This window comes from Streptomyces specialis, assembly GCF_001493375.1.
GTDB classification, from domain to species: Bacteria; Actinomycetota; Actinomycetes; order Streptomycetales; family Streptomycetaceae; genus Streptomyces; species Streptomyces specialis.
The window spans coordinates 142,747-154,528 of the sequence record NZ_LN929757.1; the positions used below are offsets into that span (position 1 = coordinate 142,747).

Sequence of the window (11,782 nt, forward strand, 5' to 3'; positions counted from 1 at the left end):
GACGGAGTGGACCCGAACCGCCCGCCGGAGGCCGGTCGGAAAACCGACTGATATGAAGCAAGTTGATCGGGGTACGCCTTATATGTGCTGAGTTGCGCTCTCCAGGTCGCGACGCCGTAGCCCATGCCGACACTCGGACGAGTGGATGACCGGGCGAGCGAGGAAGAGTGGGGTCGGACGCCCATGAACATGCGAGCGAGTACGTTGCGGGAAGACCGTGTTGAGGAAGCCGAGAGTGCCGGGGGCATCGAGGACGCGTCGGCCTGGCGGCTCACCGCCGCGCCGGTGGACGCGGCCGTGCCCGGCCTGCGCCACGCCGTACGCGATCTGGTCGTCGGACAGGGCGCCCCGGTGTCCGGGGCCCGGCTCCAGGACGCCCTGCTGATCGTCTCCGAACTCGTCACCAACGCCGTCCGGCACGCCGCCCTGCTCACCCCCGAGATCGTGGTGGAGGTGGTCATGGACGGCCGCTCGCTGCGGCTCGCGGTCGAGGACGGCCACCCGTACCGCCCCAAGGCGCTGCACCCGCACCCCGAGGAGCAGCGGCCCGGCGGGCGCGGACTGCTGCTGGTGAAGGCCATCGCCCTGGACGCGGGCGGCGACTGCGGCGTGGAACGGACCGCGTCGGGCGGCAAGGCGGTCTGGGCGACCCTGCCCTTCGACCGGCTCTGACCTGGCTCTGACCCCGGCTCTGACCCGGCTCTGGCCCCGGCCGCGCGGCGGGCCCGTCACCACCCGGCGGCGGCCCCCGTCGTCTCCCTGATGGCGGGCCGGGCCGCGTCCAGCACCGTGGGGAACCACGCGGAGAACGTTCCCCGGTCCCGCAGCGCGGCCAGCTCGGCCGGGGTGACGAAGGCGGTGTCGGCCACCTCCGCCGGGTCCGGCCGGGGCGAGGTGCGCACCAGCCCGGCGAAGAGATGGTTGTACTCCTGCTCGACCAGCCCCGAGGCGGGATCGGGGTGGTTGTACCGGACCGTGCCGGCCTCCCGCAGCAGCGCGGGCGCCACCCCCAGCTCCTCGGCCGTCCGCCGGGCGGCGGCCAGGAACGGCGCCTCGCCCGGATACGGATGGCCGCAGCAGGTGTTCGACCACACGCCGGGGGAGTGGTACTTGCCGAGGGCGCGGCGCTGGAGCAGCAGCCGTCCCGCCGTGTCGAAGAGGAAGACCGAGAACGCCCGGTGCAGCCGCCCCGGGGCCTGATGCGCGGAGAGCTTCTCCGCCGTGCCGATCGTCCGGCCGTCCTCGTCCACCAGTTCCAGCATGATCGGGTCCGCCGAGACGGCCGTACCGTGAGACATGTCCACCCTTTTCTGGCTCTTCCGGCTCTCGGGTAGTTCTGGCTTCCGGCCCCTGATTTCAGGCTCGCGACCAGTGTGCCCCACCGGCACGGGCCTTCGTCAGTCGCACAGACCCGGTTCGTGCGCCGCGTGGCCGGACGGTTCGAGCTGGAACGTGCAGTGCGCGACCGCGAAGTGCGACCCGAGGCATCCCTGGAGACTGTGGAGCATCCGCTCGTGCCCCCGCGCGTCCAGCTCCTCCCGGTCCACCACCACGTGCGCCGACAGCACCGGCATCCCCGAGGTGATGGTCCACACGTGCAGGTCGTGCAGGTCCTCCACGCCGGGCAGGCCGAGGATGTGCTCCCTGACCTCCGCGATCCGCACGTTCTTCGGCGCCGCCTCCAGCAGCACGTCCAGTGCCTCGCGCGCCAGCTTCACCGTCCGGGGCACGATCAGCAGTGCGATCAGCAGCGAGGCCGCCGGGTCGGCGCCCTGCCAGCCCGTCACGACGATGACCAGGGCGGACGCCACCACCGCGAGCGAGCCGAGGGTGTCGGCGGCGACTTCGAGGAACGCGCCGCGCACATTGAGACTCTCGCGCTGCCCGCGCATCAGCAGCGCCAGCGAGACCCCGTTGAGGACCAGGCCGAGCAGGCCGAACAGCACCGTCTGCCCGCCCGGCACCTCCGCCGGGTCGCGGAGCCGGTCGATCGCCTCGACCAGGATGTAGCCACCGACCCCGAGCAGGAGCAGGCAGTTCGCCAGGGCGGCGAGGATCTCCAGCCGGGCGTAGCCGAACGTCCGGCGGTCGCCCGCCGGTCCTGGCCGGTTCGCCACATGGATGGCGGCCAGCGCCATGCCGATGCCCAGGGCGTCCGTCGCGACATGGCCGGCGTCGGCGAGCAGGGCGAGCGAGCCGGTGGCCGCCGCGCCCGCGATCTCGGCGGCCAGCAGGACGACGGCGAGCGCCAGCGCCGTCCGCAGCCGCCCCCGGTGCGCGGCGCCCGCCGTGCCGTGCCCGGCCGGTGGCGCCCCGTGGTGGTGATGTCCGGCACCCATCGAATCCCTGCCTCCTTGGTCGGCACTCCCCCCCAGTCAACTACGGGAGGGGGGTATCCGACAACGCGGCACTGAACACCGTTGTCATGTGCTCTGACCTGGGCGTTCGCCGCTCCCGGCAGGCTACCGGTCGGCCTGGTGCCGCCAGCCGGCCCAGGCCGAGGTCACCATCTCGCGCAGGTCCCGGCGGGCCGTGAAGCCCAGCCGGTCCCGGGCCAGCGCCGCGGAGGCGACGACCCGCGCCGGGTCGCCCGGCCGGCGCCCGGCGACCTTCGCGGCCGGCTCCCGCACCCCGGTGACCTCCGCGACCAGCGCGGCCACCTCGCGGACCGACGCCCCGGTGCCGGTGCCGATGTTGAGCGTCAGGTCGTCACCCTCGCCGGGCGCCGGGGCCGGACGCCCCGCCAGATGCCGGGCCGCCGCGAGGTGGGCCTCGGCGAGATCGGCCACGTGCACGTAGTCCCGCACGCAGGTGCCGTCGGGCGTCGGGTAGTCGTCGCCGAAGATCACGGGCGCCTCGCCGAGCGAGATCCGCTCGAAGAACATCGGGATGATGTTCGCGGCGCCGGTGTCCGCCAGGCGGGGGGAGGCCGCGCCCGCCACGTTGAAGTACCGCAGGCAGACCGTCGCCACGCCGTGCGCCCGTCCGGCCGCCCGGACCAGCCACTCGCCGGCCAGCTTGGTCTCCCCGTAGGGATTCATGGGGAGGCACGGTGTCCGCTCGGTCACCGTGTCGGTGTCCGGCATGCCGTAGACGGCGGCGGAGGAGGAGAACACGAAGCGCCGCACCCGGGCGGCGGCCACCGCCTCCAGCAGCGTGGTCAGTCCGTGCACGTTCTCCCGGTAATAGGTGAGGGGCTCCGCCACCGACTCCGCGACCTGCTTCTTGGCGGCCAGGTGCACGACCCCCGTGACGCCGTGCTCCGCCAGCGTCCGGTCCAGCAGCGCCCGGTCCAGCACCGAGCCGGTCACCAGCGGGACGTCCGGGTCCAGCCGCGCCGCGATTCCGCTGGACAGGTCGTCCAGCACCACCACCCGCTCGCCCGCGGTCCCCATCGCCCGCACGACGTGCGCCCCTATGTACCCGGCACCACCGGTGATCAGCCAGCTCATGGCGGCAGCCTAACCGCTCCCTCGGACACGGGTGTTGCTTATCGTAACGGTTCGATCGCAGTGGGTCGCTTCCGCTAGGGTGGCCGACCCCGGGGCTGCGCCACCGACATGAACTCCGGGTTTCCTGATGTCAACGCCGTTATTTCCATGGGGTGGTCATCGGATAATCTCTGCCGACGTTCAGCCGCAGAGACGGTTCTGCCCCGAGGAGTGAATCACCCTGTCGACCGCCATCCTCACCGGTCCGCCCCCACCCGGGTCGCCTCTCGCGGACGATCTGCGCGGCCTGGGATTCGCCGTCCGGGTGGCCGACGAGAACGCCGGACCGGCGGCCACGCTGGCGGACGTCCCGGCCGGTGAACGGGTCGCCGTCGTCGATCCCCGCTTCGTCGGCCACCGCCACAGCCTGCGGCTCGGCCTCACCGACCCCCGCTTCCCCGCCTCGGCCGTCCCCGGCGCCGTCGCCGTCCAGCCCGCCGGACGCGCCGCGCTCGCCGCCGCCCTGGCCGGACTCGCCGCCGCCGCACCCGCCGCGTACGGCGACCCCGCGCCGGCCGGACACCCGGTCGCCGCACCGACCGTGACCGGCTGCCTGCCCGACCGGATCGCCGCGCGCCTCGAAACGGCCGGCACCCCCGTGCACCGCCCCGACCTCGGCCCGCTGGTGGCCGCCGTCCCCGCCACCACCGCCGACCGCGAGCGCGCCACCGGGGCCGTCGCCGCCGTGGACGACGAGGACGTACGGCTGCGCGCCGCCGTCAAGTCCCGCGACGGGTTCCTCACCACCCACGCCATCAGCCCCTGGTCCCGCTACCTCGCGCGCTGGTGCGCCCGCCGGGGCCTGACCCCCAACCAGGTCACCACCGCCTCGCTGATCACGGCCCTGATCGCGGCGGGCTGCGCCGCCACCGGCACCCGCGCCGGGTTCGCCGCGGCGGGCCTGCTGCTGCTCGCCTCCTTCGTCCTCGACTGCGCCGACGGCCAGCTCGCCCGCTACGCCCTGCGGTACTCCACCCTCGGCGCCTGGCTCGACGCCACGTTCGACCGCGCCAAGGAGTACGCCTACTACGCCGGGCTCGCCCTCGGCGCGGCCCGCGGCGGCGACGACGTCTGGGCCCTGGCCCTGGGCGCGATGGTCCTCCAGACCACCCGCCACATCGTGGACTTCGCCTTCAACGAGGCCCACCCGCCCGCGCCGGGCGCGGCCTCACCGGGCGCCACCGCCCTCTCCGGCCGGCTGGACCGGATCGGCTGGACCGTGTGGCTGCGCCGTGTGATCGTGCTGCCCATCGGGGAACGCTGGGCCCTGATCGCCGTGCTCACCGCGTTCACCACGCCGCGCGTCACGTTCACCGTGCTGCTGGCCGCCGGCGGCTTCGCCGCCTGCTACACCACCGCCGGACGCCTGCTGCGCTCACGGCGCCTGCGCTCCAGCGGCCCCCGGGCCGCCACCGCGCTCGCCGGACTCGCCGACAGCGGGCCCCTCGCGGACGCCGTGGCCCGGGCGCGCCCGCGCCCGGCCGGCGGCCGTGCCACCGCGCCGCTGTGGGCCCTGACCGGCACCGCGGCCCTGATCGGCGTGCTCCTGGCCACCGCGGGCGACGGCGGCTGGTACGGGGTCGCGGCGGCGGCCGGTTACGCCCTCTGCGCCGGGCGCGCCGTCGCCGCCCCCCTGGAGCGCCCGTTCGACTGGGGGCTCCCGCCGCTGTTCCGCTGCGGCGAATACCTGGCCGTTCTGCTCGTCGCCGCCCGCAGCGAGGTGAACGGAGCGTTGCCCTCGGCGTTCTTTCTGGTGGCCGCTTGCGCCTACCATCATTACGACACGGTGTACCGCCTCCGCGGCGGCGCCGGGGCGCCCCCCCGCCGGCTGGTCCTGGCCGCCGGCGGTCACGAGGGCCGCGCCCTGGCGGTCACCACCGCCGCCGCCCTCTGGGCGACCGGGCAGGGCCTCACCCTCGCGCTCGCGGTCCTCGGCGCGGCCCTGGCATCCCTGGTGCTGGGGGAGAGCATCCGCTTCTGGATCTCCTCCCGAGCACCCGCCGTACACGACGAAACTGGAGAACCCGCATGATCGGCCTCATCCTGGCCGCCGGCGCCGGTCGGCGTCTTCGCCCCTACACCGACACCCTGCCCAAGGCCCTGGTCCCGGTCATCGACCCGGACGGCGAGGACAGCAGGACGGTCGTCGACCTGACCCTGGCGAACTTCGCCGAGGTCGGCCTGACGGACGCCGCGATCGTCGTCGGCTACCGCAAGGAAGCGGTGTACGAACGCAAGGAGGCGCTGGAGCGCCGCTACGGCGTCCGCCTCACCCTCGTCGAGAACGACAAGGCCGAGGAGTGGAACAACGCCTACTCCCTGTGGTGCGCCCGCGACGTCATCGCCGAGGGCGTCATCCTGGCCAACGGCGACACCGTGCACCCGGTCTCCGTCGAGAAGACCCTGCTGGGCGCCCGCGGCAGCGGGAGGATCATCCTCGCGCTGGACACCGTCAAGCACCTGGCCGACGAGGAGATGAAGGTCGTCGCCGACCCCGAGAAGGGCGTCCAGCGCATCACCAAGCTGATGGACCCGGCCGAGGCCACCGGTGAGTACATCGGCGTCACCCTCATCGAGCCCGAGGCCGCCGCGGACCTGGCCGACGCGCTGCGCGTCACATTCGAACGCGACCCCCAGCTCTACTACGAGGACGGGTACCAGGAGCTGGTCGACCGCGGCTTCCGTGTCGACACCGCCCCCATCGGCGACGTGAGCTGGGTCGAGATCGACAACCACGACGACCTCGCCAGGGGACGGGAGATCGCGTGCCGGTACTGACCCGCCTCATCCCGTCCCCCGTCTCGGTCGACATCACCGCCGGGGCCCTGGACAACCTGGCGGGGCTCCTGGCCGACCAGCGCATCTCCTCCTCCGGCCGGCTGGCCGTCGCCATCAGCAACGGCTCCGGCGCCGCGCTGCGCGAGCGGCTGACCCCGGCGCTGCCCGGTGCCGACTGGTACGAGGTGGGCGGCGGCACCATCGACGCGGCCGTGCAGCTCGCCGACGCCATGCGCGCCGGCCACTACGACGCCGTGGTCGGCCTCGGCGGCGGCAAGATCATCGACGCCGCCAAGTACGCCTCGGCGCGCGTCGGCCTGCCGATGGTCGCCGTGGCGACGAACCTCTCGCACGACGGCATCTGCTCCCCGGTGTCGATCCTGGACAACGACGCCGGGCGCGGCTCCTACGGTGTGCCGACGCCGATCGCGCTGGTCGTGGATCTCGACGTGATCCGCCAGGCGCCGGTCCGGTACGTCCGCTCCGGCATCGGGGACGCCGTCTCCAACATCTCGGCCATCGCGGACTGGGAGCTGTCGCACCGGGAGACCGGCGAGCAGATCGACGGCCTCGCCGCGGCGATGGCCCGGCAGGCGGGCGAGGCCGTGCTGCGCCACCCCGACGGCTGCGGCGACGACCCCTTCCTCACCGTGCTCGCCGAGGCGCTGGTGCTCTCCGGCATCGCCATGTCGATCGCCGGGCACACCCGGCCGTCCTCCGGCGCCTGCCACGAGATCTCCCACGCGCTGGACCTGCTGTACCCGCGGCGCTCGGCGCTCCACGGCGAACAGGTCGGGCTGGGCGCGGCCTTCGCCATGCACCTGCGCGGGGAGTCCGGCCACTGCGGGCTGATCGCCGAGACACTGCGGCGGCACGGGCTGCCCGTGCTGCCCGACGACATCGGCTTCTCCGCCGACGAGTTCGTCACGGCCGTCGCCTTCGCGCCGCAGACCAGGCCCGGGCGGTACACCATCCTCGAACACCTCGACCTGACCAACGACCAGATCCGGGACGCGTACGCCGACTATGTCAAAACCATCGGTAGCTGAACTCCGCCCGGTCGTTCACCCGCCCGGGGTGAAGGACCGGCGCAGCGGTGAGCACTGGGCCGGGCGCCTGTACATGCGGGAGATCTCGCTGCGCTGGACCCGGCATCTGGTGGCGACCCGGATCACGCCGAACCAGCTCACGTACCTGATGGTCGTCGCCGGGATCGCGGCCGGCGCGGTCCTGCTCGTGCCCGGCCTCGCCGGGGCGCTGCTCGCGGCGCTGCTCATCCAGCTCTATCTGCTCCTGGACTGCGTGGACGGCGAGGTCGCCCGCTGGCGTGGGCAGACCTCCGTCACCGGGGTCTACCTGGACCGTGTGGGCCACTACCTGGCCGAGGCCGCGCTGCTGGCCGGTTTCGGGCTGCGGGCCGCCGACGTGTTCGCCGTCGAGGAGCCGGCGCCGAACTGGCTGTGGGCGTTCCTCGGCACGGTGGCGGCGCTGGGCGCCATCCTGATCAAGGCCGAGACCGATCTGGTGGACGTCGCCCGGACCCGCGGCGGGCTGTCCGCGGTGCGCGAGGAGGCGGCGACACCGCGTTCGCAGGGGCTGGCGCTGGCGCGGCGGGCCGCCGCCGCGCTGAAGTTCCACCGGCTGGTCGGCGGTGTCGAGGCGTCCCTGCTGATCCTCGCGCTGGCGGTGCTCGACATGTTCGGCGGCGACCTGTTCTTCACCCGGCTCGGGGTGGCGCTGCTGGCGGCGATCGCCGTGACGCAGACCCTGCTGCATCTGGTCTCCGTCCTCGCCTCCAGCAGGCTGCGGTGATCACGGTGACGTCGTCACGGCTCAAACTCGGCGCGGTCGTCCTCACGATGGGCGACCGTCCCGAGGATCTGGGTGCGCTGCTGGACTCGGTGGCCGCGCAGGAGGGCGAGCCGGTCGAGGTGGTGGTGGTCGGCAACGGCGCCGAGCTGGGGGGCCTCCCGAAGGGCGTGCGCAGTCTGGAGCTGCCGGAGAACCTCGGCGTTCCCGGTGGCCGGAATGTGGGCATCGAGGCGTTCGGCCCGGGCGGCCGTGACGTCGACGTACTGCTGTTTCTGGACGACGACGGTCTGCTTCCGGACAAAGGTACGGCCGAATTGATTCGCTCGGCGTTCGACGCCGACCCCCGGCTCGGCATCGTCAGCTTCCGCATCGCGGACCCCGACAGCGGGGTCACGCAGCGGCGCCACGTGCCCCGGCTCCGGGCCTCGGACCCGATGCGGTCCTCCCCGGTCACCACGTTCCTCGGCGGCGCGAGCGCCGTGCGGACCCGGGTCTTCCAGGAGGTCGGCGGGCTGCCGGACGACTTCTTCTACGCCCACGAGGAGACGGATCTGGCGTGGCGGGCCCTGGACGCGGGCTGGAACATCCACTATCGCGCCGATCTGCTCCTGCTCCATCCCGCCACCTCGCCGTCCCGGCACGCCGTGTACTACCGCATGATCGCCAGGAACCGGGTCTGGCTGGCCCGCCGCAACCTGCCGCTGCCGCTGGTCCCCGCGTACCTGTCGGTGTGGCTGCTGCTCACCCTGCTGCGCCGGCCGCCGCTGCCCGCGCTGAAGGCGTGGTTCAAGGGGTTCGCCGAGGGCTGGCGCACCGCGTGCGGTCCACGCAGGCCCATGCGTTGGCGTACGGTATGGCGCCTGACCCGGCTGGGACGACCTCCCGTCATCTGACAAGCTCGGGTCTGAGACCATCCTGAAGCCGCCCGATCGCGGCTTCTTCCAGCCTGTGCCCTGTGAGGACGATTTTCCAAGGTGAGTGAGACCACGCACGAAAGTGCGCCCACCCGTGAGGTGTCGCCGGCCGAACTGGCGGCGCAGTACGGACTGTCCGTCAGCGGTGCGCGCCCGTCGCTGCTGGACTACGTGCGGCAGTTGTGGGGGCGCCGGTATTTCATAGTCGCCTTCTCCCAGGCGAAACTTACCGCGCAGTACAGCCAGGCGAAACTGGGGCAGTTGTGGCAGGTCTTCACGCCGCTGCTCAACGCCCTGGTCTACTACCTGATCTTCGGGCGGTTGCTGGGCGGGCGCGGTGAAATGGGCGACGACGAATACATCCCGTTCCTGGTGACCGGGGTCTTCGTCTTCACCTTCACCCAGGCGTCGGTGCTCGCCGGGGTGAAGTCCATCTCGGGCAACCTGGGTCTGGTGCGGGCACTGCACTTCCCGCGCGCCTCGCTGCCGATCTCCTTCTCGCTCCAGCAACTCCAGCAGCTTCTCTTCGCGATGGTCATCCTGGTCGCCGTGATGCTCGGGTTCCGGCACTGGCCGTCGTGGACGTGGCTCCTGGTGATCCCCGCGCTGGTGCTCCAGTTCGTCTTCAACGCCGGGCTCGCCATGCTCTTCGCGCGGTGGGGCAGCCACACCCCGGACCTTGTGCAGCTCATGCCGTTCGTTCTGCGGACCTGGATGTACGCCTCGGGCGTCATGTTCCCCCTGCGCTACACGGTCGAGTCGACCGCGAAGTGGCCGGGCTGGGTGGCGGATATCCTGGAGGCCAATCCGGCCGCGGTCTACATGGACCTCATGCGGTTCTCCCTCATGAGCGGCCCCTATCACGACTCGATTCCGGCCAACACCTGGCTGCTGGCCATCGGCTGGGCGCTGGTCGTCGGGGTCGGCGGCTTCGTGTACTTCTGGCAGGCGGAGGAGCGGTACGGCCGTGGCTGACAAGGAGAACGCCACCGGGCTGGTGGCGGACGACGGCCGGGTCCCGACCGTCATCGCCGACGATCTGCACATCGTCTACCGCGTCTACGGCGGGGGTGGCCGGGGCAGTGCGACGGCCGCGCTGCGCCGCATCGTGCGCCGCGAGCCGAGCGCCCGGGTCCGCGAGGTGCACGCCGTGCGCGGCGTCAGCTTCGTCGCCTACCGGGGCGAGGCCATCGGCCTGATCGGCACCAACGGCTCGGGCAAGTCGACGCTGCTGCGGGCCATCGCCGGGCTGCTGCCCGCCGAGCGCGGCCGGGTCTACACCGACGGCCAGCCCTCGCTGCTGGGCGTGAACGCCGCGCTGATGAACGACCTGACCGGCGAGCGCAACGTGATCCTCGGCGGACTCGCGATGGGCATGACCCGCGAGCAGGTCCGGCAGCGCTACAACGGCATCGTGGAGTTCTCCGGGATCAACGAGAAGGACGACTTCATCAGCCTCCCGATGCGGACCTACTCCTCGGGCATGCAGGCCAGGCTCCGGTTCGCGATCGCCGCCGCCAAGGACCACGACGTGCTGATGATCGACGAGGCGCTCGCCACCGGCGACAAGAAGTTCCAGCGGCGTTCGGAGGAGCGCATCCGCGAGATGCGCGCCGAGGCCGGCACGGTCTTCCTGGTCAGCCACAACAACAAGTCGATCCGGGACACCTGTGACCGGGTGCTGTGGCTGGAGAAGGGGGAGCTGGTCATGGACGGCCCCACCGATCAGGTGCTGAAGGCGTACGAGGAGGAGACCGGCAAGTAGGCGACCGCCGGTCCGGCCGTACCCCACCGCCCCGAACCGCGTGTCCGGGGCGGCGCCCATCTGATCATTAGGTAAAAATACGAACATGACGGCAATGGTGAGGGTGGGCCGCACGTGCTGAGCGCAGCCGGGGACCGCCCCGCGGACGCGGTGCTGGCGAAGGCCGCGCACGAGAACTTCCCGGTCGCGCCCCGCTTCCTGCCCCGCGCCTGGCGGGACGACCTCATGGCCGTCTACGGCTTCGCCCGGCTGGTCGACGACATCGGCGACGGCGACCTGCCGCCCGGCGGCGCCGACGCCGCCCTGCTCGGCCTCGACGCCGCCCGCGCCGGCGACCGGCTCGCCCTGCTCGACGCGCTGGAGACCGACCTGCGGCGCGTCTTCGACACCCGGGCGGATCCGTACCACCCGCTGCTGCGCGGCCTGGTCCCCACGGTGCGCCGCGCCGGGCTCACCCCCGACCCGTTCCTCGCCCTCATCGAGGCCAACCGCCTCGACCAGCGGGTCCACCGGTACGCCACCTTCGAGGAGCTCCTCGGCTACTGCGAGCTGTCCGCCAACCCCGTCGGCCGGCTCGTCCTCGCCATCACCGGCACCGCGAGCCCCGCCGCCGTCGGCCGCTCCGACGCCGTGTGCACCGCCCTCCAGATCATCGAGCACCTCCAGGACGTCGCCGAGGACCTCGCCGCGGGCCGGATCTACCTCCCGGCCGACGCCATGCGCCGCTTCCGCGTCACCGAGGCCGACCTGGCGGCCCCCACCGCCAACGCCTCCGTGCGCACCCTGGTGGCACACCTGACCGATCGGGCACGTAGGCTGCTGGACGAGGGCGCGCCGCTGCTCGGCGACGCCCCCGGGCGGCTGAGGCTGCTGCTGGCCGGGTTCGTCGGCGGCGGCAGGGCGGCGGCCCAGGCCATCGCCGACGCCGGATACGACGTGCTGGCAGGGCCGCCCAGGGCGACCAGGGGCGGACTGCTGTACGCGGCGGCGACCACCCTGCTAAAAGGATCGTGAGCAGCAAG

12 protein-coding genes are annotated in these 11,782 nt (G+C 72.8%); 9 read left to right on the top strand and 3 right to left on the bottom strand.

Annotated features, from left to right (window positions below; genetic code table 11):
* The first annotated feature begins 189 nt into the window (after positions 1-189).
* Positions 190-672 (top strand): ATP-binding protein, encoded by a 483-nt coding sequence (locus tag BN2279_RS01905; RefSeq protein WP_079031754.1) that lies wholly within the window; start codon positions 190-192, stop codon positions 670-672.
* A gap of 56 nt (positions 673-728) precedes the next feature.
* On the opposite strand, the gene idi is transcribed toward BN2279_RS01905, so the two are convergent.
* The 3 genes from idi to galE form a co-directional block, all read right to left on the bottom strand.
* Positions 729-1,298, bottom strand: coding sequence for an isopentenyl-diphosphate Delta-isomerase (gene idi, locus BN2279_RS01910; protein ID WP_059006007.1), 570 nt, complete (start codon positions 1,296-1,298; stop codon positions 729-731).
* 99 nt (positions 1,299-1,397) lie between these two features.
* A complete protein-coding gene (locus tag BN2279_RS01915) occupies positions 1,398-2,339 on the bottom strand; it encodes a cation diffusion facilitator family transporter (RefSeq protein WP_059005928.1) in 942 nt (313 codons plus the stop codon).
* 123 nt (positions 2,340-2,462) lie between these two features.
* Entirely contained in the window at positions 2,463-3,452 is a 990-nt protein-coding gene (galE, locus tag BN2279_RS01920; RefSeq protein WP_059005929.1) for a UDP-glucose 4-epimerase GalE, read from the bottom strand.
* A gap of 220 nt (positions 3,453-3,672) precedes the next feature.
* Between galE and BN2279_RS01925 the strand changes: the two genes are divergently transcribed.
* The 8 genes from BN2279_RS01925 to hpnC all read left to right on the top strand — a co-directional run bounded on the left by BN2279_RS01925 (position 3,673) and on the right by hpnC (position 11,774).
* Positions 3,673-5,523 carry a DUF5941 domain-containing protein gene (locus BN2279_RS01925; protein ID WP_079031737.1) on the top strand — a complete coding sequence of 617 codons (1,851 nt, stop codon included), beginning with the start codon at positions 3,673-3,675 and terminating at the stop codon, positions 5,521-5,523.
* On the top strand, positions 5,520-6,269 hold the full coding sequence (locus BN2279_RS01930; protein ID WP_059005931.1) for a phosphocholine cytidylyltransferase family protein: 750 nt from the start codon (positions 5,520-5,522) through the stop codon (positions 6,267-6,269). The genes BN2279_RS01925 and BN2279_RS01930 overlap by 4 nt, the downstream gene beginning before the upstream one ends.
* The gene (locus BN2279_RS01935) at positions 6,257-7,318 is read left to right on the top strand and encodes an iron-containing alcohol dehydrogenase family protein (RefSeq protein ID WP_059005932.1); all 1,062 of its coding nucleotides are present in this window, start codon (positions 6,257-6,259) and stop codon (positions 7,316-7,318) included. The genes BN2279_RS01930 and BN2279_RS01935 overlap by 13 nt, the downstream gene beginning before the upstream one ends.
* Positions 7,296-8,081, top strand: coding sequence for a CDP-alcohol phosphatidyltransferase family protein (locus BN2279_RS01940; protein ID WP_079031738.1), 786 nt, complete (start codon positions 7,296-7,298; stop codon positions 8,079-8,081). Before BN2279_RS01935 ends, BN2279_RS01940 begins: the two co-directional genes overlap by 23 nt.
* Positions 8,082-8,128: 47 nt before the next feature.
* Positions 8,129-8,974, top strand: a complete 846-nt coding sequence (locus BN2279_RS01945; protein ID WP_059006009.1) for a glycosyltransferase family 2 protein — start codon at positions 8,129-8,131, stop codon at positions 8,972-8,974.
* Positions 8,975-9,055: 81 nt separating this feature from the next.
* Positions 9,056-9,970, top strand: coding sequence for an ABC transporter permease (locus tag BN2279_RS01950; protein ID WP_059005933.1), 915 nt, complete (start codon positions 9,056-9,058; stop codon positions 9,968-9,970).
* Entirely contained in the window at positions 9,963-10,760 is a 798-nt protein-coding gene (locus BN2279_RS01955; RefSeq protein WP_059005934.1) for an ABC transporter ATP-binding protein, read from the top strand. The genes BN2279_RS01950 and BN2279_RS01955 overlap by 8 nt, the downstream gene beginning before the upstream one ends.
* A gap of 114 nt (positions 10,761-10,874) precedes the next feature.
* Positions 10,875-11,774, top strand: coding sequence for a squalene synthase HpnC (gene hpnC, locus BN2279_RS01960; protein WP_059005935.1), 900 nt, complete (start codon positions 10,875-10,877; stop codon positions 11,772-11,774).
* Positions 11,775-11,782 lie beyond the last annotated feature (8 nt).

Excerpts from the sequence above, each read along its gene's own strand:
- BN2279_RS01905 (WP_079031754.1), top strand. The coding sequence starts at position 190 with ATGCGAGCGAGTACGTTGCGGGAAGACCGTGTTGAGGAAGCCGAGAGT.
- idi (WP_059006007.1), bottom strand. The coding sequence starts at position 1,298 with ATGTCTCACGGTACGGCCGTCTCGGCGGACCCGATCATGCTGGAACTG.
- BN2279_RS01915 (WP_059005928.1), bottom strand. The coding sequence starts at position 2,339 with ATGGGTGCCGGACATCACCACCACGGGGCGCCACCGGCCGGGCACGGC.
- galE (WP_059005929.1), bottom strand. The coding sequence starts at position 3,452 with ATGAGCTGGCTGATCACCGGTGGTGCCGGGTACATAGGGGCGCACGTC.
- BN2279_RS01930 (WP_059005931.1), top strand. The coding sequence starts at position 5,520 with ATGATCGGCCTCATCCTGGCCGCCGGCGCCGGTCGGCGTCTTCGCCCC.
- BN2279_RS01940 (WP_079031738.1), top strand. The coding sequence starts at position 7,296 with ATGTCAAAACCATCGGTAGCTGAACTCCGCCCGGTCGTTCACCCGCCC.
- BN2279_RS01945 (WP_059006009.1), top strand. The coding sequence starts at position 8,129 with ATGGGCGACCGTCCCGAGGATCTGGGTGCGCTGCTGGACTCGGTGGCC.